Genomic DNA, 21,685 nt, shown 5'->3' with positions numbered 1-21,685 from the left:
AATTACTGCTCTGCATCACTGTACCGCTCTTGATACTGGTTCTAAATCCACAGGAAGCACATTGAAAAGAAAGCTTGTTTTCAAGCCAATAATGCTTGATTCCAGTACATTTCTTACAGATGATTCCTTGCTTGATCCTTTGTGATTTGATGAATTCAACACAGGAAGCCTCGTCAGGAAACCGATTAATGAAATTGATAATATTCATGGTCAAAACCGTTTATTTTGACCTAATTTAAATCGAGTTAAACCCTTAATAAAGCAATTGACACCAACTGTCAAAAAGAACTTATTTGGCTACTGGTGACTTTGCGGATATTCATATTTAAAAATATTCTTTTTCCTCGAAAAAAATTTTGCAAATAATAATAATAATATGTTGTGTTGTCTTTAGTTGTCAGGAAGGCCCTGATTATGAGAGATAACCTTGGCCAGGGCTTTTTAACCTTTAACTTAAATTATTATGAAAAAGCTAAGTTTAATGTTTGCGTTTGGATTTTTAGGTTCAATCGCTATTGCAACGGGTCAATCATGTAATATTACTCCAGAATCTGGAAAAACCTATGTAGCAGGATTCTGCATTGAATTAATTAACATCTGCAATGAACTTCCAGCCCCTCCTCCTGGAGAGTCAGGTCTGCCTGGGGATTGTTTTGTTGAAAAACGAGTTGAAGACCCTGCATCAATAATATAATTAGTTTATAACACCCCTCTCAAGGTTTGAGAGGGGTATAATCAAAAGATCTCAAAAGTTATTTATGCGAATGGTTCGTTCCTTATTTTATTTATTTACTCTGTCTATACCCTTGATTTCTTGCAATCAATTATCAAAAAATGAAAGTAATTATAATGCTGAGGAGTCTATAACTTTAACTTTCTCCAAATCAATTCAACTCGACATTTCTGAAAACTTTCCCAAACTTCAGGGAAATCCATTATTCTTCTCGGATAAAACTGGTTCTTATTTTTATATACAAACAAGTAATGGGATTGGAACTTTTGATTTACAGAAAGGCGGCAAGTCAATTTCTTATCTCAGATTAAATGAGGTTGAAAATTTCAGAGGCAAACATTCAACTGGACAAAACCACTTTATTCCTTATTCAAAGGATGGATTTGTCTACTTCGAAAGGCAAAATGATGAGATTTATATCTTTGAAAACGGAAAATCCATCCAAAGTCAAAAGTTAGCCCGAATAATTGGAGACAATCCCAAACCCCTGTCTGGAGTATTAAAATTTGCTGTAAAACCTAAACAGCTCATCACCGCTTTAAATATGGCAGAGATTTTTGCTAAACCTCCCTTTATCTATCAAAACCAACAAAATACCATAGGCGTATTTGATCAGGATTTACAGGAATTTGATGCCTTTTTACCTCTTCCCGCGGAGTATATTGACAAAAAAGTCAATGTATATGATCTACTCTTCTCGATGGATTACATTCAAAATGAGGACGAATTTATGATCAATTTTCCGGTATCTGATAGCTTGATATTCACCCGAGATTTTAAAAATTTTGATAAAATTGCAGCAACACCAAAGAAAGGTTTTGTCAAAATGGACAATAGATCAGGAATCCATATGGGTGAATGGAAAAAAGAATATTACACTGACAATACCTTCTTTACGAGTTATTATGACTCATTTAGGGACCTTTACATCAGACACTACCGAAAAGCACTAAGCGAATCCGAATTTGAATTAGTCGAGCAAAACTCATTTAAAATGTTCCACCCTAAGAATGAAAATTTCCTTCTTTTCTTAGACCGTGAAGGAAATCATCTCCACACAATGGATGTATCCGATTTTAACCACCTTTACGTCCACTTTGGAAAAGAAGGAATGTATATCCTAAATGATACAGAGTTGGAAAATGAGGATTTACTTACTTTTAGCTTATTCAACATTGAGAAAAATTAAGGTCTCTAAAAGCATTCCTTTTTTTTTGTAAATCCTCAGTCAGTCCAATAGCACTTGCTGGAAAATCCGCCATCAATTCTTCAAGTCTATGAAAAAGCAATCGTTTAATCATCCTTGCAGATTTAAAATCACATTTTAAATCTGCAAGGATTATATTTATAAAGGATACTGAAAAAAAGCTACTTATGATTTTTTATCCAATTCCACCTTAACAAAAGCCCCAACCAAAGAAACCCCTGCCGTAATCAGAAAAAAGATCAGGCTGAAAGCTACCGCTGCGGTTTCTTCAATTCCCGCGTACTGATGCGCATAGACGAAGACGAGTTCACGTGCTCCCACTCCTCCAATCGTCAGCGGCAGCACCGCCACAATCGAGGAAAGCAAAAATACCAGTTGATAGGCTAGGATTTTCTCATTGATCCCCAAAGCCATCAAAATAAACCAGGCACAAATCAGCTGGGCAATCTGCCCGGCAAAAGACCAGGCATTGGCCGACCAAAAGGAGGGCAAAAAGTCACGAAAGAGAAACTTTTGGGCCAACCAAAACCCCGGAATCGTCAGCATCATTCCGACAATCATCAGCAAATTCCAAAGACTAGTCTCCAAAAAATCCAGTTTAACCTCCACGATCAGAAATAAGCCAAAAAGCAAAAAAACAATCGCCACCAAACCACCAAGCCGATCCAGCAAAGCTGCTTGGAGCAACTTTTTGACAGAAGTTTTGAATTGCTTATGGAGCAAATACACTTTATAGCCATCCCCTCCGATTCCTCCGGGCAGAAACAAATTGTAATACATCCCGACCATATACAGTCGGAAGTTTAGCTTTTCGGCAATAATGAGTCCGATGTTCTTAAAATACTGATTCAGGCGAACAGCCGTAGCTACTTTACTCAACACAAAAAATAAAATCGCAGGAATAAGCCAAGCCCATTGAATGGTCTTGACAAGTTCAAAAAGCTGTTGGGTATCGATCTTCCGAAAAACCAGATACAATGCTAATCCTGTCAGGATCAGTTTAAGGAAGGTCTTGAGCAGGTTTTTGTATCGATGCAAAGTTAGTTAGATAATATTGTCACTAGGATTTTCGTAGGGTGAAGCAGTCCTTAAGTTTATTCGTCACTGCGAATCCCGAAGGGTGAAGCCCGCCTACCGGAGGGCAGGCAGTCTCCATGGTTTTCTTTTTACAAAAAAGATTGCTTCGTCCTACCTCCTCGCAAAGACGTTCCTCTTTACTCATCTATTTTTCAGAAGCAGGATTTTCAATATTTTCTGCCTTTACTTCTTGTTTTTCTCCCTCAAAAACCGACCTGATCGTGTAAGTCTTCTTATCCTGTGATTCAAAATAGGTTCGTACGATGATCTCGGCGATAATCCCTGTTGTAATCAGCTGAATCCCTCCTAAAATCAAAATAAAGCCCAAAATCATAATCGGACGACCCCAGATATCCTCTCCGAAAATTTTTAGGATCAGCAAATACACATTGATCAAAGCTCCCAAAAAGAACGAAATCAGTCCCAATCCACCAAACAAGTGAATGGGGCGCTGAAAATATTTTTGGAAAAATAGCATCAAGATCAAATCTGCCAACACCTTAAACGTCCGGCTCAATCCATACTTTGACGTCCCATGAATCCTAGGATGATGCTTCACATCCACTTCCGTCATTTTTGCTCCTTGCTGCTTAGCTAACACCGGAATAAAGCGATGCAATTCGCCATACAAACCCATGTTTTGGGCGATTTCAGCCTTGTACACCCGAAGGGTACACCCATAATCATTCAGATAGACTTTGGTGGTATTTCGGATTACCCAATTGGCGATCTTGGAGGGAAATTTCCGAAGAACAAACCCATCCTTTCGCTTGGCCCTACGCCCAGCGACCACATCCCATTCTTCGACAACGGCTTTTTCGAGCATGGCAGGAATATCGGTGGGATCATTTTGTAAGTCTCCGTCCATCGTAGCTATATATTCGCCCTTTGCCATATCAATCCCCGCAGCGAGTGCCGTGGTCTGTCCGTAGTTTTTATTGAAGATGATCAGCTTGGTGCGCTCATTGGCGTATTTTTTCACCTCTGCTACTGTCCCGTCTGTAGAGCCGTCCTCCACTAGAATAATTTCATAATCGACAGTCTCCAGCGCGGCATAGGTTTGTGCTAAAAGTGGCTGAATATTTTCTTCTTCATTGTAAACCGTGATGACGACGGAGATTTTTGGCTGGCTCATGGAATAAAATTTCGTCAAAAATACTTTAAAATCCATCGGGGGACAAAAAAGGATGTCAAAGCTCCTTAAATCGCCAGTAATTTAAGCCTTCAATTTTAAGATCGCCTTATCTTTGCGCATGCTTTTGTCCCAGTCAACCTCCCTCAAAATCAATCCATGGGTACTTATGGGTATTTTTGTGCTTTTAGTGGGCCCTTTTGCCTTGGACTTTCACATGCACTATCCCGATGAGATCTATTACCGGGATGCAGCCATCAACATGCTTCGAAATGGAGATTACCTGACTACCTACCTGGGGAGTGAAGAGCTCCGTTTCAAAAAACCCATTTTGACCTATTGGTCCGTCTTGACCGGTTTCAAGCTCTTTGGAGTAAATGCTTTTGCCTCCCGGATATTCTTTTTGCTGGCTGGCGCCATTACCGTAGGATTAACACATCGCATGGGAAAGATTTTATTCGAAGACCGAAAAGTAGCTGACATTTCGGCCTTGATTATGGCTTCGAATCCCGTCTTGATTTTATCCGCTGGCAGGTCCATTCCGGATGTACTCTTAGTCATGACCTTGACGATCGCGTCTTTAGGAATTGCCGCATTGCTCAAGCAGGGAAATTCGGCTCCCAAGTGGGCAGTTTGGTCACTTTACTTGGGTTTGGCATTGGCTTTTGAGGTCAAAGGACTTCCTGCGGCAGCGCTGGGGATTTTGGCAATTCTTTATCTCTTGTTGAATCCTTGGCAGCGAATTCATTGGAAAAATATCATTCACCTTCCTGCCATTCTACTCAGTTTAGGTATTGCTTTATTTTGGTTTGTAGCCATGTGGTACATCCATGGCCCTACTTATTTGGATAGTTTTTTGGAAGATCAGGTCGGAATCCGTGTGGCTTCCCGTCTTTGGCTAATCGTCCAAAACGGGCTTTTGGCCGCGGCAGTTTTGCTTCTGATCTTTATTCCATGGATTTTTTTCCCCCTCGGAAAGCTCAGAGAAGGAATCCGAAAAATCAGTCGGGAAAACCCTCAATTTCTGGGCTTTATTATTTTGTGGGGCTTGGCGATTTTGGGTATGAGTGCCTTGACCAGCAAATTTTACGAGCGATATCTCCTCCCTGTGGCTCCGGTTTTGGCGGTTGGATTGGCTTGGCTGCTGGTCAGAATTAACCTCGAACATAAAATCCGGAGGCAAAAAATCACTGCTTGGATTTTCATCGGATTATCGGCTTTGATATGGACCCTATCATTGGGATTATTTTTAAAAAACCCCATCGGATTCCTAACGGCTTTAAAGTTAGGCCTAGGGGCAGTGGTGGGAATGTATCTGATTTCCCTGCTTCGGCGACAGATCAAACTACCCAAAGTAATTGCTTTTGCATTTTTATTGATTTTTCTTTTGCTCAGTACCATTACCGATCATCTTTCCTTTCCACATCAGGGAGCTCAGTTCAAAGCACAGCTGGAAAATACCATTCCCAAATCCGAAACTCAGCGGGTGGCCTTTTTTGGGAATCTCCATGTGGGGAGTAAAATTCGGATGAGTCTTTTCCCTACAGTGGAACTCATCGATTTGAATCGAGAGACTTGGCGGGAAAGTCTGGAAAATTATGACCAATTGATCCTGGAGGATCGCTTTTTGGAAGAAATTGACTCGAGTCAATTCGAGGTTTTCGCTGAATCCATCAACGGAAAATCCAGCGCCATTCCGGAATTGCTTTGGGCAGAAGGCACAGCTCAATACCCCGCTGTGCTCGAAAAAAATGCGAAACGCTACTTTTGGCTGAAACGAAAAAGCCCCCGATTTCTCGAGGGCGATTAGGGTGCTTTGGGTCTGAGGGTTTACTGTTTGGCCAAAACCACTTTTTCTTTGTACTTCTTGATTTGTCTTCTCAATCCTTCTATCGCTTCATCTGCGGCTGCTTCGAAAGAATCCGATTGATTCTTGGCAAAAAACTGCTTCCCGGGCACATTCAATTTGATCTCTAGGAGTTTATTTTCATTTTTTTCATTTTTATCCAATCTCATAAAAACTTCTCCATCTATGATTTGATCATAATAAGTGTCCAGTTTGTCGGCTTTTCTCTGGATGAAATCGATCAGCTTTTGGTCAGCGTCGAAATGGATTGAGTGCATCTGCAGTTTCATAATCTTGTGCATTTAGTGGTTGAACAATCAATTAATTATGCTTTAGGATGTGCCTGTTCGAACACAGCCTTCAGTTTTTCCATGGAATTGTGCGTATAGACCTGAGTGGCAGCCAGATTGGCATGTCCGAGGAGGTCCTTGACCGCATTGAGATCTGCTCCCTTATTGAGCAGATGGGTGGCAAATGTATGTCTCAACACGTGAGGACTACGCTTGCTAGTTTGGGCAAATCGATCCAAATACTTCCTTACAATTCTGTAAATCATCATGGGATAGCTTTTCTTTCCCGTATTACTGACAATAAAATAGGAACTTTGCAGGGTATTTGAAAACCTTTCTTCATATAGTTTTTGATAAGAAACAATATTCTGTAAGAGTCCTTTTGAAAGTGGAATTATTCGTTCTTTTTTGCGTTTTCCGAAGACTTTTACTTGAGCTTGAGGCAAATCGAGGTCAGCCCATTTGAGCCCGATCAACTCTGACAAGCGGACTCCGGTCAAATACAAAAACTCTATAACCATTCGGTCTCGCTGTCCTTCAAAACCCGCATCGTAAACCTCTTCTTTTAAAACGTCCTGAATGCTACTTTCCTGTACAAATTCGGGGAGTTTCTTCGGGTTTTTAAGGGATTTTAACTTATAGGTTGGGTCAGATTTTACTAAGTCATTGCGCAGCAGAAACTTATAATATGAGCGCAATGTGGCCAGTTTTCGATTGACTGAAGTAGTGCTCAGACCCTGCTCTACCAAGTCAATGATCCAAGCCCGGATCTCGGCATGCTCAGCCTTTTCGAGTTGAGTTTTTTCGAATGATAGCTCCAAAAACTCAGCAAACTGATTCAGATCCCGCTCATAAGCCTCCACGGTATGGGGGCTACTTCGCTTTTCAAACTGTAAATACCTGGTAAATGAGGGGATCATTTTGTTCTTGTTTGTTAACTCAAGATACGGGAAAAATCCAAACTTATTAGCTGACAAAAGTCACAGGAAAAGATGAAAAATAGGGGTTAGAACTCATATTCTTCGATTTAACGGCGTCCTTACTACTTTATCTTTTTTATAAAAATGAAATTTATTCACATGATTATTTGCGCAGTGGTGAACTAGCCGGGTGGTTCTAATTGAAAACTTGAATAACATTCAGGTTTTTTTAGCCACATAGAAACATAGAGTGCATAGTTAAGGCCTTTTTGGTGCTTCCTAATTGATAATCTAAATCAATTGGTGGGAAAAATCGATCTGAGGCCTTGTCATTATGTTCCCTAGCTGGCTTTGTGGGTCTGATTACGGTCTTGAATAGCATCCGCGTTTTTTAAACCACATAGAAACATAGAAAACAAAGGGAAGGCCTTTTATCTTCCCTTTTTCCCGCTTTCCCCACCTTCTTCTTTACTTTGAAAATGTAATTCATCCTTTGCTCGGAGCCTATGTGAATCTATGTTTCTATGCGGTTCTCAATAAATATTTAGGACAACATCCAGCTTTTTTAAACCTCAAAGAAAAATAGAAAATTATAGGCTATTAGGCTTTTTCTGTTTGTCCAAACCCTCTCAATTTTCTACGCTTAAAAATAAAAATCACTTTTTCTTCCAAGTCCAGCCGCCTTTTCAGCGCTGTAAATAAAAAAGCAGCTACTCTATCGAATAGCTGCTGCTCTATTTTTATCCAAAACCGGATTACTTCGCCTCTTCAGTCTGAAGTTTTTGCTTGTAAGCCGCTTTGATTACCTGATCTCTTCTTTTCACGGAAGGTTTGGTGAAAGCCTGACGGGCTCTGAGTTCGCGAACCGCACCGGTTTTGTCAAACTTCTTTTTGAAGCGCTTCAGCGCTTTTTCGATGGATTCGTTTTCTTTTACGTTTACTATGATCATGTATATACACCCCCTTTCGTGGGGCAAAGGTAGGAAAATTATTCCAAAATTAGAATATTGGGAAATTAAAAGTGTGAATTCTCATAATGAAGTACGATGATAAATACATCAAACGCGCAGTGCTTAGAGCGGTAGATGATTAATTCCTAAAATCTATCAATTTTAAGGACGGCAAGCTATATCCACTCAAACTAATTTTTTACTCCCCAATTGATTTCGACCGAATATCATTTTTATCCAAAATTTTAGCAGAATTAGTTTGGACAACTAAGACCTCTTTACCTACTTTTAAATCAAATCTAGCTTTTTGTATAGAGGGAAGATCCCAAAAGAGTCTAGCCTTACCTAACTCACTTTCCAAATGAAACAGTACTGTCTATTTGGAGCATTCTTTTTCGCTTTTTGGTCTTGTCAATCATCTGCGAAAAGGAATGCTCTTCCTATTTTACTAAACCTTGAAATGGTTGACTCCACTCTAGTCAAGGAAAAGGATTTTTTTATGAATGTACCCTCCAAGGTAGAATTAATCGGGGATAGTTTGTTGGCCGTTTCCTCAAATAGAACTCCCGCTGTAGGAATTATCCGAACAAATGGGGAACAAGTAGGAAACATCGCATCAGGAGATTTTCCCATAGGTGCTTTCATGCCATCATCCTTTGATGTCTCAGAATACCCTATGGTCCACATTATGGACAAAAGAAGCCAATCTGTCCTGAAATTCAATGTATCCAGCCAAGAGTTTATCGAGAAGATTAGACTCAATCTTCCAGAGGACAAAATCATCCGAACAATTGGGGCAGAGTTTAAAAAAACTGAAAATGGCTTTCTGGTAGAACTATACGACCAAAAACATGACGCCTATCTACCTGACTTTTATCGCAATTCGGGTGATCTCCTTTATTTCTTTGATAATAATGGAAAAGTTCAAAAATCTATAATGGAATATCCAGAGGAATATAAAACCATGGATGGCTCGTTGAGTCCGACTAACTACTTAAAAATGAGTGACAATAACCAAACTATCCTGCTTTCCTTTCCTCATAGCAAAAAACTGTTCAGGTACTCAGAAAAGGGTGAAGAGATCGAACAAATTGATCTTCCCCCAAGTCGAATTTTTGATTACCAACTGAGGGCTGCCGATCGAATCATTGATTTCAATAGCGTTATGGCGGGAGAAAAGCAAAGTACAAAGACTCCTGACAACCATTATTTTAATTCTATACACGAAGATGAAAAATCGATTTACATTGGGACTTGGATGAAAATCGGAGAAGGGGGAATCGAAAAGACACGATTTACACACATGATGATTTATAATAAAAAAGAAGAAAAATGGTATGAAACCCAAAATCCGAGAGGCATTCTTGACATCGGAATGCTTGCCGGCGTAGTCAGAGACACCTTATATTTTTATGAAGGCAGTATGATGAAATACGATGATAAATACATCAAACGCGCAGTGCTTAGACCTGTAGAGAATTAAGGTATTTTACCTTTTCCAAAGTTTTGAACTTTGGAAAAGGTATCCTCATAAACACAAAAAGTCCAACCCGAACGAGTTGGACTTTTATTTTATTTTCTAATCCTCAGCTTTAGCCGACCACCTTCTCAGCCAAAACTACGATGGCATTATTTTTCACTTCCACTACTCCGCCATCCACGATCATGGATTGCTTTCCTTGCTGAGTGGTAAAAGAAACAGTTCCCTTTGCCAAAGCCGAAACAATGGGAGCGTGATTATTGAGAACCTGAAAGGCACCATTCGCTCCGGGAAAACTAGCTTCCGAAACTTCGCCTTCAAATACCTTCTTGTCTGGTGTGACGATTTCTAATTGCATGCTCATTTGATTTAAGCGGCTACTCAATCCATTTCAAGTAGCCTTACGATTTAAGCTCCGCTGATTATTTGACGTCAGCCAACATTTTCTCTCCCTTGGCAATTGCATCTTCGATGCTTCCCACCAAGTTGAAGGCGCCTTCGGGCAAGTGATCAAGCTCTCCATCCATGATCATGTTGAATCCTTTGATGGTATCCTTGATGTCCACAAGTACCCCTTTCAAACCGGTAAATTGCTCGGCTACGTGGAAAGGCTGAGAAAGGAATCGCTGCACTCGTCTAGCACGGTGAACGACCATTTTATCCTCTTCAGAAAGTTCTTCCATACCCAAGATCGCAATGATATCCTGCAATTCTTTGTAGCGCTGAAGAATCTCTTTTACACGCTGCGCGCAGCCATAATGCTCATCACCCAAAATATCCGGAGAAAGAATTCGAGAAGTAGAATCCAAAGGATCTACCGCTGGATAAATTCCCAATTCGGCGATTTTACGAGAAAGTACTGTAGTCGCATCCAAGTGGGCAAAAGTCGTGGCTGGAGCCGGGTCAGTCAAGTCATCAGCAGGCACGTAAACCGCCTGTACCGAGGTGATAGACCCATTTTTAGTCGAAGTAATTCGTTCTTGCATAGCACCCATTTCGGTCGCCAAAGTAGGCTGGTAACCTACCGCAGATGGCATACGCCCAAGAAGTGCGGACACTTCAGAACCGGCTTGGGTAAATCGGAAGATGTTATCAATAAAGAATAGAATATCCTTACCAGCACCGTCGCCTTCCCCATCACGATAATATTCTGCCAAAGTCAATCCGGTCAAGGCCACCCGAGCACGCGCCCCAGGAGGCTCGTTCATCTGACCAAACACAAAGGTTGCTTTGGAGTCTTCTAATTTTTTCAAATCTACTTTAGAAAGATCCCATCCTCCTTCAGTTTCCAAACTGTGAATAAAATCTTCTCCATAAGTCACAATCCCGGATTCGATCATTTCCCGAAGCAAGTCATTTCCCTCACGGGTACGCTCACCTACACCAGCAAATACAGACAGACCTGAATAAGCCTTTGCAATGTTGTTGATCAATTCCTGAATCAAAACGGTCTTACCTACCCCGGCACCACCGAACAATCCAATTTTACCCCCTTTAGCATAAGGTTCGATCAAATCGATTACTTTAATACCGGTGTAAAGCACTTCTGTCGAAGTCGAAAGATCTTCAAATTTAGGAGCGGCACGGTGAATGGGAAGACGCTTTCCGGCAGGAACCTGCGGAAGACCGTCAATCGCCTCACCAACTACATTGAAAAGACGTCCTTTGATCGCCTCACCGGTAGGAACAGAAATAGGCTGACCTAAGTCTTTTACTTCCATGCCACGAACCATCCCCTCGGATGAATCCATTGCGATGGTTCTCACTCGGTCTTCACCTAGGTGCTGCTGAACCTCCATCACGACTACTTGGCCGTTTTCTTTGGTTACTTCTAGCGCGTCAAGGATGTTGGGTAGTTTTCCGCCGTCGAAGGCAACGTCCACTACGGGCCCGATTACCTGGGTTATCTTTCCAATATTTGCCATTTGATTGTATGAAATGTAAAAAGGATGTGCTTTTTGAATTCGACCGCAAAATTAATCAATAAAGCCTAATACCAAAGGATATTTGGAAAATTAATCCCCGCAATAATCATCGGCCCCTGCTGACTATCAAATATTAAGCTTTACTGGAATTTCCTTCCTTTTTCCTGAGCCTCAAAAAGCGGTCACATTAGGATTAGGAGTCCCCACTTAAATTAGATTTATCTGCTTTTTGCGATAAAATAAAGGTAAGCAATAAGAGACGGAGCAAAATCAAATTTGACAAGTAGCAGAATTGCATACATCCACTTTAACAAATCAGAAAACCGCAATTATCTTTTGTAAGCCTCGTACCCCATTGTTTAATCAATCCTAAAAGTCAGATTCAAAACACCATGTATCAGATTTAATCATGCGTTTAATTAGAAAAATTGATCGACCTTTTATTTGGACTGAATCTAATTAAATGTAATTTTGTCTCACTATTTCAAATTAATCTAAATAAATGAGTCGATTACTTCTACTATTCGGTTTCCTTTCGGTGCTCGCTTGCAGTCCAAAAGAAACGCAGGAAACTGATTCATCTGCAGCTAATTCACTAGTCACAGCAGGCGGCACTATCAGCGAAATCGTGGCATCACTTGGCCTTCAGGATCAAATCATTGCAACAGACCGGACTTCCACATTTCCCAAAGAATTACAACAATTACCAAGTATAGGTTACCGAAATCAGATAAAGGCAGAAGGAATACTCTCCTTGAACCCCTCAGTGGTTTTAGTAGAGGAAGGCTATCTCAATCCAGAGGTAGTCAGCCAACTCAAAACCACCTCCATTACTTATAAGGAGTTTAAGCAGCCAGAATCCCCTGAGGAAACCATCGCACTAGTTGAGGAAATTGCTGAGTTTTTTGACTTACAAGAAAAAGGAGAGCAACTCATCGCTCAAATTAAGTCCGATCTAAAAGCCTTGGAACAATTCAAAAATGAAACGGCCTCCGAGGAAAGGGCAGCATTTGTCATGGCAAGAGGTCCTGAATCGCTTTTCTTGGCCGGAAAAGGAAGTTTTGCAGTAAACATCTTCGAATTAGCAGGAGTCAAATCCATAGCCGCTGATTTCGAAAACTTTGTCCCACTCACTCCGGAAGCTTTGATTGCTTTGAATCCAGACCATATTGTGCTCTTCGAGTCGGGACTGGAAAGCTTGGGAGGAAAACAAGGGCTGAGCAAAATACCTGGGATGACTGAAACCACGGCATTTCAAAAAGACCAGATCATCGCAATGGATGGGCTTTTCTTATCCGGATTTGGGCCTAGAGTAGGTCAAGCTGCTTTACAACTGGCAAAATCAATACGAGAAAACAAAAACTAATGATTGCTGGAGCGGTCATATCGAGAAATCATCTTCAAAACCTCGTCCTCATCGGATTGGGACTTGGACTGCTTTTGGTGGCGATGCTGTCGCTGGCCAAAGGGGCCTACACCATTTCCTTTTCCCAGGTAGCTTTCATCCTATTTGACCAAATAGGTCTTGGCAGTCAGGAAATCAATGAGGCTGCAAAAAATGTCTTGCTTCAAATCCGCCTTCCTAGGATTTTATTGTCCGTTCTTATCGGAGGAGGCTTAGGTATTGCAGGTGCAGCTCTTCAGGGCATGTTTCGTAACCCTTTGGTCGAGCCAGGTCTCATAGGAGTAAGTAGTGGGAGTGCTTTGTTTGCAGTCGTTTTCATCGTTTTCCTTTCGGGATGGATTGGAGGATTTCCGATTTTAGAACGCTTGGGTTTACCCTTTGCTGCTTTTCTCGGCGGATTGATTCATGTCTTGGCAGTGTATCAACTCTCAAGAAGCCAAGGTAAGACCGATACGGCCACCTTGATTCTCGCAGGAGTAGCCATCAACGCTCTAGCAGGTGCTTTGATCGGTTTGACCCTATTCTTCGCAGATGATACAGCCCTACGGAGCTTTACATTTTGGAGTTTGGGCGACCTGGGAGCGGCTACTTGGAGCAAATTCCCCCTAGCCCTTCTTTTGATAGGATTACCTTCCATTCTCCTTTTGACCGAATACAAAAACCTCAACGCACTTTCCCTTGGAGAACGAGAAGCCTTCCACATGGGAATCGAAGTACAAAAAGTCAAATTACGTCTTTTGATTCTCTCCGCTTTGATTGTAGGGGTTGGAGTTTCCATTGCGGGAATGATTGGATTTATCGGCTTAATCGTCCCACATCTGATCCGGATAGGTTTCGGTGCCAATCATCGATTGGTCCTACCTGCTTCCTTTCTCCTTGGAGCAATTCTGCTCAATTTTGCCGATTTAATTGCTAGAACGGCGGTTTCTCCAGCTGAACTTCCCATCGGAGTATTGACCGCCTTGATCGGTGCACCCTTCTTTATTTATCTGATTTTCAAACTTAACCTCTCCAAAAAATAATGCTACAGGCAAGCGATATTCATTTTTGCATACGACAGCGACCGATTGTAAAGCAGGCAAGTCTGGAAGTGAAACCCGGAGAAATATTGGCTGTATTGGGCCCCAATGGAGCTGGAAAATCTACCCTTTTCAAAATACTTTCCGGAGAGACTTCCTGCACAGGTGGAAAAGTAAACTATAATGGCATTTCACTTAAAAGCCTCAAAACTAAACAGCTCGCTTCCATCAGAGCGGTCATGCCTCAGCATTCCTCAGTCAATTTCCCATTTACCGCGCAGGAAGTAGTGGAACTGGGAATGCCTTCAAACTCTAAAATGCTGGGAGAAAAGCACCTTGAAGAGGTCTTGAAACTTACTCAAACCTTTCACCTCAAAGATCAAAGCTATCAACAGCTATCTGGTGGGGAGAAGCAACGTATCCAACTGGCCCGAGTACTGCTTCAGATTTGGGAAAAAAAGCCTTTTCCCCGATACCTGCTTCTAGACGAGCCTACCTCTAGTCTGGATATTGCGCAGCAGCACATTGTCCTGAAAATCCTCAAGCAGCTCAAATCTCAAAATATTGGAGTACTCATTATTATACATGATCTAAACCTTGCAGCGCATTACGCGGATCGTGTAGCCCTGATCAAGGATGGACTGATCGCCGGTATCGGCTCAATCAAGGAGGTCTACACCGAGTCACTGCTCAGCGAAGTTTTTGATTATCCTATTCAGCTTATCCGACAGCCAGAATACAATCAGATTCTGGTGAGCAGTCTGCCCTACGCTCATTCTCAATTGCAAACGACAAAACAAGCCTAATATGAACACGACTTTAGCAACCGCAACCACACTCAAGCAATCTTGGGAGGAACTTAAAAACCAAGAACCTAAACTTAGGATTCGGGATGCCGCCAAAAAACTTGGGGTATCCGAAGCTGAGCTATTAGCCACCGGGATGGGTGAAAATGTCATTCGCCTTTCTACCGACTTTGCGGAGCAAGTGCAAAAATTCCCCAAGCTAGGGAGAGTCATGTCCCTCACTCGAAACGAAGGATGCGTGCTGGAGCATAAGGGAACCTTTCAGAAAATTGAGCTTCATGGAGCCGCCCCCAATCAAATCGCTACGGTCATTGGCCCCATCGAGCAAAGAGTATTTTTTCGATCTTGGAAATTCGGCTTTGCAGTAGTCACCGATACCCCACAGGGACCAAGATTCAGTCTTCAATATTTCGACAAATCAGGTGAAGCCGTGATGAAAGTATTCTTGCAGGATGATTCTGATTTTGACTTCTCCGAGCAACTCGTAGAAGCGCATCGCCATAGCGATCAAAACTCAGCTCTGGAGACAGAAACTTTTGAGCCAGCAGACTTCACGAGTCGCGAGGAATTGGATTTTGAAGGATTTTCATCGGATTGGGAAAATATGCAGGACACTCACGATTTCTTTGGGATGCTCCGAAAATACAAACTCAATCGACTTAATGCTGTCGAATGGATCGATGACCGATGGGCCTATGAAGTGGATCGGTTAGTCACTCGAAAAATACTGGAGTCAGCCTCAGCAACTCAATTGCCGATCATGATTTTCGCTGGCAATAAAGGAAATATTCAGATTCACCAAGGAAAAGTCAGGACCATCCGCCAAATGGGAGACTGGCTCAATGTCATGGACCCTGAATTTAATATGCACCTCAATGAAAATGTGGTCGATAGAGCTTTTGTGGTACACAAAAATACCAGCGAAGGCTTAGTGTCTGCATTGGAGCTTTTTGACGGCGAAGGAGAAATGGTGGCACAGTTCTTTGGACTTCGAAAGCCAGGAATCCCACAAAAACCAGAATGGAAAGCCTTGTTGGATAGCTTAAACTAAAAAAAATAGCGGGGGAAAGCTCCTCCGCTAAAATTTTAAACCTATGTTTAGAATTAATCTAATTAAAATAATATTTCTTCTTTCCCTTATTACTCCTATCCTAGTTTGGGGTGCAGTCGAAAAAGATGGGAAAATAATTCTGGATCAGAAGGGAAACCCCATTCCCTTTGCCTTAGTCAAAGTTGACGACCTTCCAGCAAAACCTGTAAATGAAAAAGGAGAAATCCAATCCCTCCCCTCAGGTGAGCGAGTTCTGATTTTTGCCATCGGCTACCAAACCCAAGAAATGAATTGGGAAGAATGGCTACAGGCTCAGTGGATCATTTTGAAAGAAAAGTCCACCAATTTGAGTGAGGTGGTGGTTTCTGCCACTCGAACCGAGCGAAGCGTAGAAGATCTACCCATGCCCGTGACTGTCCTCAACACCGAACAGATTCAAGAAACTGGTGGAGTCCGGCTGTCAGAGATTTTGCGAGAGCAGACTGGCCTTCAGATCAGCTCCGACCATGGAGCAGGGCTTCAGATGCAGGGATTAGACTCTGATTATATTTTGATCCTACTCGATGGGGAGCCTCTTATCGGTCGTACGGCAGGCACCTTTGATTTGGATAGAATTTCAGTCTCCAATATCGATCGAATCGAGATTCTTCGAGGTCCTTCCAGTGCCATTTATGGTAGCGAAGCCATGGCCGGTGTGGTGAATATCATCACCAAGACTTCCTCAGAAAATTCCAAAATCGACTTTTCGCTCAGGCAGCGATCATTTAACACTTGGAATCCTGCTTTGGAAATCGGACTCGCCAACAAAAAATGGAACACTGATCTTTTCATTGATCACTTCAAAACCGATGGATTTGACCTCACACCTGAAACGGTAGGACAAACCCAAAACCCCTATCAGGCTTCCACTGCTCAGTTAAAAATCACAGGAGAAATCTCTCCCAAATTATCTCTCAGCCTTTTTGGGAGAGGGTATCTGGAAAACTCAGATGGACTGCTTCAGAGTGGATTAAGTTCTGATCCTCAATTATTTAGCTTGGAAAATAAGCGTGAAGATTTCAACTTGAATCCTACGCTTCGTTTTAAGCCTAATGAAAACTGGCTGTTCACTTTACGGGGAATGTCCTCTTGGTTTTCTACCCTGTCTGACAGTCGCTTTGTGAACAGTGGAGAATCCTTTGATTTTCAAGTTTTCAGACAATTCTATCACCGAACAGAACTTCAGACAGATTATCAAATCTCCAGTAATCAGCTTTTGACATTGGGTATGGGTCAGTTGACTGAGACGGTAGAGGCCACAAGATATGAAGACAATAATCGCTTCGATGCCGGCTATTTCTTTCTTCAGCATCAATGGGACCTTGGGCAAAAAATTAATTTGGTCAGTGGCTTGAGAGCTGATTTTCACAGTCAATATGGACAAAGACTTAGCCCTAAAATCTCGGGACAATACCGGCTTTCTGAAAAATTGAGCTGGCAAGGATCGATCGGAGCGGGCTTCAAAGCCCCAGATTTCCGACAGCTTTTGCTCAACTTCAACAATGCTGCATCGGGATATTATGTCTTTGGAGCCACCCTGGCCCAAGAAGGAATCAGCCGATTGGAGGAGCAAGGCCTGGTAGCTCAGTTCCTCCTGAATCCTCAAAATCTTGGAGAGCTCAAAGCTGAAACTTCCTGGGCAATCAATACGGGATTTCGATGGAAAGCAAATGAAAATGCGTCCCTTCAGGTCAATGCTTTTCGTAATAGCATCGATAACCTGATCGAAACTGCTCCCATCGCCCAACTGGTGACAGGACAAAATGCATTTTCCTATTTCAATGTAAGCGGTGTGATCACTCAAGGCTTGGAAGTGGATGCTCAGATGAAGCTTTCTGAAAAACTAAGCGTAAGTGCCGGTTATGCCCTGCTCGATACACGTGATCAGGAAGTGGTGGAGCGGATTGAAAATGGGGAAGTCTTCAAGCGAAATACTCAAAATCAAACCCGAAGAGTCACGAGAGCTGACTATGGAGGACTTTTTAATCGAAGTCGACATAGTGGCAATTTAAAGCTTAACTACCATGAGCAATTCACCGGTACCGACTGGTCGCTAAGAGCGATTTATAGAGGAAAGTTTGGTTTTGCAGATCGCAATGGCAACCTAATTCTTGACGATGAAAGCGAATATGCAGCCGGATGGGTTAGCCTCAACCTTAGTCTTTCAAAAACGCTGGATAATGGAATTTTTCTTGAAGGAGGAGGTACCAACCTACTGAATACAGCCACACCTGCACAACCCAACAACCCAGGGAGAGTACTCTTCCTTGGGATAAAAATACCTGTACTAAATCTAATGAATTAACAAATGAAATCAAGCATGACTTAGCCGTCAAACACGAGTATGCCCTAATAGATTGGGGCAATCATGCAAGATTCTCCCGTATCCCAATAAATCGGAACGGGAAAGGCTTAGTAACCTTTCTAAATCAATTATACACATATGAAAACTATCCAAAAAATCATCTTTCCAGTAGCCCTTTTAGGTCTTTTAAGCGCTTGCCAAAATACCGATGACCCCAATCCCAGGGTCGAGTTAGAAGCCACAATGGTCGAAGACTTAGCCGCGCCAAATGACGTCATTGACAGATCTACCGGAGAAATCCTTGAAGAAAACCCTTTTCAATACTTCAGTTTGGAACAGAATGCAGTGGTAAACGAAAATCAAGATTGGGATTTGGCATTTAAGGGAACTACCATTCGAGTGAATAGTGACAGAAATGTCAATGCAGCAGTTGTCACAGGGATTTTCGAAGAAATTTCCACTGTCCCTACCGATGCTATTTTCAGCACAGACACAGCATCAACTTTTGCTATTCCCACAGGAAGTGGAAACGGCTGGTACAATTACAATCCGGCTACTTTCACAGTGACTCCGATTCCGGGAAGAGTGATTTTAGTGCAGACCGCAGCAGGCAATTACAGCAAGATTGAAATCCTAAGCTATTACAAGGGTAATCCGCCTACAGATCAAATTGATCCAATGACCAATCCCAGTGCGCATTATACCTTTCGATATGTACTGCAGCCTGATGGCAGTGCCAGTTTTTGATAAAAATTGGATCTACTCGAATAGAAGTGGCTGTCTCATAAATCACTCTAATGTCAACCTGAGTCTTAAATATTCTGAGAACATACAAAAATGAGATGAAGGAAATTATGGATTGAATCAAGTTTTTGGTCACGCTGAGCACTTGAGAGACGGGAGTCTCGAAACCGAAGCGTCCTCGTACCTTCAGACTCCCGTCTTTCGGGTGCTCGGACTGACCCTAATTTTGTGAAATTAAGCATCTTTGTCGTTTGTAGCGCTTAAGAGATGGAAGTCTCGAAATAGAAGGCCATTTCTATCGTTCCAGCCCACATTTTGATATCGAGACTCTCGTCTTGCCAGTGCTCAATGTGACAAAATCACTTTTGAGAAAGCCACTTTTTTTATTCTAAAATCCTCCTACCAAAAAGAAAGGCCTTATTCCAATAGCGATTACTCAGAAAATCTTCCGTAACACCAAGAGAAGTTGAAGCATGGATAAAACGGACGTCTCCACGGTTTACCTCTGTGACGATACCTGCATGAGTGACTCGGTTTCTTCTTCGGCTAGTGGCAAAAAACAATACATCTCCGGGTCTCAGCTCTCTCGGGTTTACTTTTTTTCCTATCCGAGCCTGGTCCGCTGATATTCGTGGCATTGTCACCCCTACCGAATAATAGGAATGAAATACCAATGCAGAACAATCCATTCCTGAACGAGTAGTCCCTCCAAATTTATAAGGAGTGCCTGTGTAGGATTTTGCTGTGGAAATCACTTTGAAAACTGGATCATCCATGGCTATTTTTTTGGATTTACAGGATGCTGAAAAAATCAAGATTAATGCAACCCATAGTATCCCTGCCCTACTTTTTGTCATCCAACTGTAATTACTTTTCCTATCCCCCATGGAATCAATTTTACTACGCTAAGCCATTAAATCCAACTGATTTTTTAAATTTATATTTTTCAAAGTATTAAACCTTTTAAGAATTAAAACCGCAATCTGTCAAAAGTGATAAGTATCACTGAAACCGAAGCTTACAAAAAACTACCTTTGTTCTATCAAATTAGAAAAACAATAGAAAAATGAATATTCAACAGTTTTATGACGAAGGCCTAGCTCACGCAAGCTATGCCATACTAAGTGAAGGAAAAATCGCACTCGTAGATCCAGGACGAAATCCTCAACAATACTATGACTTTGCGGAAGCGAACAATGCCAAAATCGTGGCTGTAATCGAAACACACCCCCATGCAGATTTTGTGAGTTCGCATTTGGAATTTCACCAAAACGAAGGAGCGACCATCTACGTGTCCAAAATGGTGGGAGCCGAATATCCCCACACTGGATTTGATGAGGGTGATTCCTTTGAGATGGGAAAAATTTCTTTTCACTCTTTACACACACCCGGTCACTCTCCTGACTCTATTAGCATCCTGCTAAAAGACGAAAACGGCAAAGATCACGCACTATTCTCCGGAGACACACTTTTCATCGGTGATGTAGGCCGTCCAGATCTTCGTGAGAAAGCCGGAAATATGAAAGCTCAGCGAGAGGAGCTTGCTAAGATGATGTTTCACACTGTTCAGGATAAATTGAAGCCATTAGCAGATGATGTGATTGTTTATCCTGCACATGGCGCTGGTTCACTTTGCGGTAAAAACCTAAGTGATGCCCGTCAGTCTACCATCGGAGAGCAACGAGCGACCAACTGGGCCTTTGGCGACGTAGACGAGAAGACTTTCGTAAATTCCTTATTGGAAGGACAGCCATACATACCAAAATATTTCGGCTATGATGTGGATATGAATAAGAAAGGTGCTCCAGCCTATCAGCGCTCCATCTCCCAAGTGAGCATTTGGCCAGAAGGTGCCAAGCTTCCAGAAGGAGCCTTGGTGATTGATAGCCGTGAGCAAGATAAGTTCAGAGCAGGACATATCCCCGGCGCCATCAATATCATGAATGGAGGAAAATTCGAGACTTGGTTAGGTTCAATCGTAGGCCCTGAGGAGAAGTTTTTCCTAGTGGCGGACTCCACTGCCGAACTCGAAATATTGATCTTCAAAGCCGCCAAAATCGGTTATGAACAGCTCATCAAAGGCGCAGTAGTCAATCCAGAAGGAATGACCGCTACAGGAAAGAGTTTCGAAGTGGAAGCCTTCAAAGCTAATCCGGATGCCTTTACTATTGTAGATATTCGAAGTAAGGATGAACATAAAAATTCCCCTATTTTCGAGCAAAGCATTAATATTCCTTTGCATGAATTGCGTGAACGAACTGGTGAAATCCCAACCCAAAAACCGGTTGTTGTGCATTGTGCAGGAGGTTATCGCTCTGCAGCAGGATCCAGTATAGTAGCTGGAGCTTTGGAAAATTCTGAAATCTTGGATTTCAGCGAAGCAATCAAAGACTTCCAAGAGGAAGCGCACTAAAAAGTAAGCAAAGTTGCAAATCACCTCAAGGAGGCTGTCTCAAAACTGGTTAAAAAGTTTAAGGCAGCCTTTTTTAGAGCGTAGAGGCCGATTTACTGATTTTCGGCCTTTATTTTTTTGACCTCTGTTCAACTTCGGGTTTCGGTGTTGATTTTTGGTAAAGGAGTTACTATGCAGTATTTCCACGGCTTAATGGACAAAAACCGGGCTTTAAAATGGCTCATCGGACCATCTTGGCCAAGTTGTGTGCGATGACCAGCAGACCAGTTTCGATAGCTACTTTTTCCTTACCTCTGAGCATGAATCTGCCTCTGCCTTTGTTGAACTTGAGGTTTCCGAAAAC

The 21,685-nt window shown here is 42.1% G+C and carries 21 protein-coding genes; 11 read left to right on the top strand and 10 right to left on the bottom strand.

The window, feature by feature from the left end; genetic code table 11:
• A partial coding sequence (locus BLQ57_RS18960) for a transposase (protein WP_139162813.1) occupies positions 1-208 on the bottom strand: 208 nt, incomplete at its 3' end.
• A 255-nt stretch (positions 209-463) separates the two neighbouring features.
• On the opposite strand from BLQ57_RS18960, the gene BLQ57_RS18955 reads away from it, so the two are divergent.
• Both BLQ57_RS18955 and BLQ57_RS18950 read left to right on the top strand, forming a co-directional pair.
• Positions 464-694 (top strand): hypothetical protein, encoded by a 231-nt coding sequence (locus tag BLQ57_RS18955; RefSeq protein ID WP_087941163.1) that lies wholly within the window; start codon positions 464-466, stop codon positions 692-694.
• Positions 695-764: 70 nt separating this feature from the next.
• Positions 765-1,922, top strand: coding sequence for a hypothetical protein (locus BLQ57_RS18950; protein WP_139162812.1), 1,158 nt, complete (start codon positions 765-767; stop codon positions 1,920-1,922).
• 183 nt (positions 1,923-2,105) lie between these two features.
• On the opposite strand, the gene BLQ57_RS18945 is transcribed toward BLQ57_RS18950, so the two are convergent.
• Together BLQ57_RS18945 and BLQ57_RS18940 are read right to left on the bottom strand one after the other, a co-directional pair.
• Positions 2,106-2,978 carry a lysylphosphatidylglycerol synthase transmembrane domain-containing protein gene (locus tag BLQ57_RS18945; RefSeq protein WP_240507873.1) on the bottom strand — a complete coding sequence of 291 codons (873 nt, stop codon included), beginning with the start codon at positions 2,976-2,978 and terminating at the stop codon, positions 2,106-2,108.
• Between the two features lie 184 nt (positions 2,979-3,162).
• Positions 3,163-4,152, bottom strand: coding sequence for a glycosyltransferase family 2 protein (locus BLQ57_RS18940; protein WP_087941165.1), 990 nt, complete (start codon positions 4,150-4,152; stop codon positions 3,163-3,165).
• Between the two features lie 118 nt (positions 4,153-4,270).
• Between BLQ57_RS18940 and BLQ57_RS18935 the strand changes: the two genes are divergently transcribed.
• On the top strand, positions 4,271-5,959 hold the full coding sequence (locus tag BLQ57_RS18935; protein WP_087941161.1) for an ArnT family glycosyltransferase: 1,689 nt from the start codon (positions 4,271-4,273) through the stop codon (positions 5,957-5,959).
• A 20-nt stretch (positions 5,960-5,979) separates the two neighbouring features.
• Here BLQ57_RS18935 and hpf read toward each other — a convergent pair whose 3' ends face one another.
• From hpf to rpsU, 3 genes are all read right to left on the bottom strand, one after another.
• Positions 5,980-6,285 (bottom strand): ribosome hibernation-promoting factor, HPF/YfiA family, encoded by a 306-nt coding sequence (gene hpf / locus BLQ57_RS18930; protein WP_087941160.1) that lies wholly within the window; start codon positions 6,283-6,285, stop codon positions 5,980-5,982.
• A 35-nt stretch (positions 6,286-6,320) separates the two neighbouring features.
• Positions 6,321-7,205: a tyrosine-type recombinase/integrase gene (locus BLQ57_RS18925; RefSeq protein WP_087941159.1), complete on the bottom strand. Its 885-nt coding sequence runs from the start codon at positions 7,203-7,205 to the stop codon at positions 6,321-6,323.
• A gap of 755 nt (positions 7,206-7,960) precedes the next feature.
• On the bottom strand, positions 7,961-8,155 hold the full coding sequence (gene rpsU / locus BLQ57_RS18920; protein WP_087941158.1) for a 30S ribosomal protein S21: 195 nt from the start codon (positions 8,153-8,155) through the stop codon (positions 7,961-7,963).
• A gap of 460 nt (positions 8,156-8,615) precedes the next feature.
• On the opposite strand from rpsU, the gene BLQ57_RS18915 reads away from it, so the two are divergent.
• Entirely contained in the window at positions 8,616-9,638 is a 1,023-nt protein-coding gene (locus BLQ57_RS18915; RefSeq protein ID WP_087941157.1) for a hypothetical protein, read from the top strand.
• Between the two features lie 109 nt (positions 9,639-9,747).
• Here BLQ57_RS18915 and atpC read toward each other — a convergent pair whose 3' ends face one another.
• Together atpC and atpD are read right to left on the bottom strand one after the other, a co-directional pair.
• The gene (gene atpC, locus BLQ57_RS18910; RefSeq protein ID WP_087941156.1) at positions 9,748-9,993 is read right to left on the bottom strand and encodes an ATP synthase F1 subunit epsilon; all 246 of its coding nucleotides are present in this window, start codon (positions 9,991-9,993) and stop codon (positions 9,748-9,750) included.
• A gap of 64 nt (positions 9,994-10,057) precedes the next feature.
• A complete protein-coding gene (gene atpD / locus BLQ57_RS18905) occupies positions 10,058-11,560 on the bottom strand; it encodes a F0F1 ATP synthase subunit beta (protein ID WP_087941155.1) in 1,503 nt (500 codons plus the stop codon).
• A 502-nt stretch (positions 11,561-12,062) separates the two neighbouring features.
• Between atpD and BLQ57_RS18900 the strand changes: the two genes are divergently transcribed.
• The 6 genes from BLQ57_RS18900 (at position 12,063) to BLQ57_RS18875 (ending at position 18,932) form a co-directional block, all read left to right on the top strand.
• The gene (locus tag BLQ57_RS18900; RefSeq protein WP_087941154.1) at positions 12,063-12,926 is read left to right on the top strand and encodes a heme/hemin ABC transporter substrate-binding protein; all 864 of its coding nucleotides are present in this window, start codon (positions 12,063-12,065) and stop codon (positions 12,924-12,926) included.
• Positions 12,926-13,987 (top strand): FecCD family ABC transporter permease, encoded by a 1,062-nt coding sequence (locus BLQ57_RS18895; protein WP_087941153.1) that lies wholly within the window; start codon positions 12,926-12,928, stop codon positions 13,985-13,987. The genes BLQ57_RS18900 and BLQ57_RS18895 overlap by 1 nt, the downstream gene beginning before the upstream one ends.
• A complete protein-coding gene (locus BLQ57_RS18890; RefSeq protein WP_420835616.1) occupies positions 13,984-14,790 on the top strand; it encodes a heme ABC transporter ATP-binding protein in 807 nt (268 codons plus the stop codon). Before BLQ57_RS18895 ends, BLQ57_RS18890 begins: the two co-directional genes overlap by 4 nt.
• Position 14,791: 1 nt before the next feature.
• Positions 14,792-15,841, top strand: a complete 1,050-nt coding sequence (locus tag BLQ57_RS18885; protein WP_087941151.1) for a hemin-degrading factor — start codon at positions 14,792-14,794, stop codon at positions 15,839-15,841.
• A 43-nt stretch (positions 15,842-15,884) separates the two neighbouring features.
• Complete coding sequence (locus tag BLQ57_RS18880; protein ID WP_087941150.1) at positions 15,885-18,185, top strand: TonB-dependent receptor; 2,301 nt, start codon at positions 15,885-15,887, stop codon at positions 18,183-18,185.
• A gap of 138 nt (positions 18,186-18,323) precedes the next feature.
• Positions 18,324-18,932, top strand: a complete 609-nt coding sequence (locus tag BLQ57_RS18875; protein WP_087941149.1) for an HmuY family protein — start codon at positions 18,324-18,326, stop codon at positions 18,930-18,932.
• A 380-nt stretch (positions 18,933-19,312) separates the two neighbouring features.
• On the opposite strand, the gene BLQ57_RS18870 is transcribed toward BLQ57_RS18875, so the two are convergent.
• A complete protein-coding gene (locus tag BLQ57_RS18870) occupies positions 19,313-19,705 on the bottom strand; it encodes a C40 family peptidase (RefSeq protein WP_240507872.1) in 393 nt (130 codons plus the stop codon).
• Between the two features lie 290 nt (positions 19,706-19,995).
• Between BLQ57_RS18870 and BLQ57_RS18865 the strand changes: the two genes are divergently transcribed.
• The gene (locus BLQ57_RS18865; protein ID WP_087941148.1) at positions 19,996-21,342 is read left to right on the top strand and encodes an MBL fold metallo-hydrolase; all 1,347 of its coding nucleotides are present in this window, start codon (positions 19,996-19,998) and stop codon (positions 21,340-21,342) included.
• A 220-nt stretch (positions 21,343-21,562) separates the two neighbouring features.
• Here BLQ57_RS18865 and BLQ57_RS18860 read toward each other — a convergent pair.
• Positions 21,563-21,685: transposase (locus BLQ57_RS18860; RefSeq protein ID WP_139162744.1), on the bottom strand; the 123-nt coding region annotated here is incomplete at its 5' end.

It is taken from the genome of Algoriphagus faecimaris, from assembly GCF_900101705.1.
Taxonomy (GTDB): domain Bacteria; phylum Bacteroidota; class Bacteroidia; order Cytophagales; family Cyclobacteriaceae; genus Algoriphagus; species Algoriphagus faecimaris.
Note: the sequence above shows the minus strand (reverse complement) of the source record. Positions and strands in the feature narration are given on the sequence as shown.

What these genes read in the sequence shown, in the direction of transcription:
- BLQ57_RS18955 (WP_087941163.1), top strand. Translation starts at nt 464, where the DNA reads ATGAAAAAGCTAAGTTTAATGTTTGCGTTTGGATTTTTAGGTTCAATC.
- BLQ57_RS18950 (WP_139162812.1), top strand. Translation starts at nt 765, where the DNA reads ATGGTTCGTTCCTTATTTTATTTATTTACTCTGTCTATACCCTTGATT.
- BLQ57_RS18940 (WP_087941165.1), bottom strand. Translation starts at nt 4,152, where the DNA reads ATGAGCCAGCCAAAAATCTCCGTCGTCATCACGGTTTACAATGAAGAA.
- BLQ57_RS18935 (WP_087941161.1), top strand. Translation starts at nt 4,271, where the DNA reads ATGCTTTTGTCCCAGTCAACCTCCCTCAAAATCAATCCATGGGTACTT.
- hpf (WP_087941160.1), bottom strand. Translation starts at nt 6,285, where the DNA reads ATGAAACTGCAGATGCACTCAATCCATTTCGACGCTGACCAAAAGCTG.
- BLQ57_RS18925 (WP_087941159.1), bottom strand. Translation starts at nt 7,205, where the DNA reads ATGATCCCCTCATTTACCAGGTATTTACAGTTTGAAAAGCGAAGTAGC.
- rpsU (WP_087941158.1), bottom strand. Translation starts at nt 8,155, where the DNA reads ATGATCATAGTAAACGTAAAAGAAAACGAATCCATCGAAAAAGCGCTG.
- BLQ57_RS18915 (WP_087941157.1), top strand. Translation starts at nt 8,616, where the DNA reads ATGGTTGACTCCACTCTAGTCAAGGAAAAGGATTTTTTTATGAATGTA.
- atpC (WP_087941156.1), bottom strand. Translation starts at nt 9,993, where the DNA reads ATGCAATTAGAAATCGTCACACCAGACAAGAAGGTATTTGAAGGCGAA.
- atpD (WP_087941155.1), bottom strand. Translation starts at nt 11,560, where the DNA reads ATGGCAAATATTGGAAAGATAACCCAGGTAATCGGGCCCGTAGTGGAC.
- BLQ57_RS18900 (WP_087941154.1), top strand. Translation starts at nt 12,063, where the DNA reads ATGAGTCGATTACTTCTACTATTCGGTTTCCTTTCGGTGCTCGCTTGC.
- BLQ57_RS18895 (WP_087941153.1), top strand. Translation starts at nt 12,926, where the DNA reads ATGATTGCTGGAGCGGTCATATCGAGAAATCATCTTCAAAACCTCGTC.
- BLQ57_RS18885 (WP_087941151.1), top strand. Translation starts at nt 14,792, where the DNA reads ATGAACACGACTTTAGCAACCGCAACCACACTCAAGCAATCTTGGGAG.
- BLQ57_RS18880 (WP_087941150.1), top strand. Translation starts at nt 15,885, where the DNA reads ATGTTTAGAATTAATCTAATTAAAATAATATTTCTTCTTTCCCTTATT.
- BLQ57_RS18875 (WP_087941149.1), top strand. Translation starts at nt 18,324, where the DNA reads ATGAAAACTATCCAAAAAATCATCTTTCCAGTAGCCCTTTTAGGTCTT.
- BLQ57_RS18870 (WP_240507872.1), bottom strand. Translation starts at nt 19,705, where the DNA reads ATGGATGATCCAGTTTTCAAAGTGATTTCCACAGCAAAATCCTACACA.
- BLQ57_RS18865 (WP_087941148.1), top strand. Translation starts at nt 19,996, where the DNA reads ATGAATATTCAACAGTTTTATGACGAAGGCCTAGCTCACGCAAGCTAT.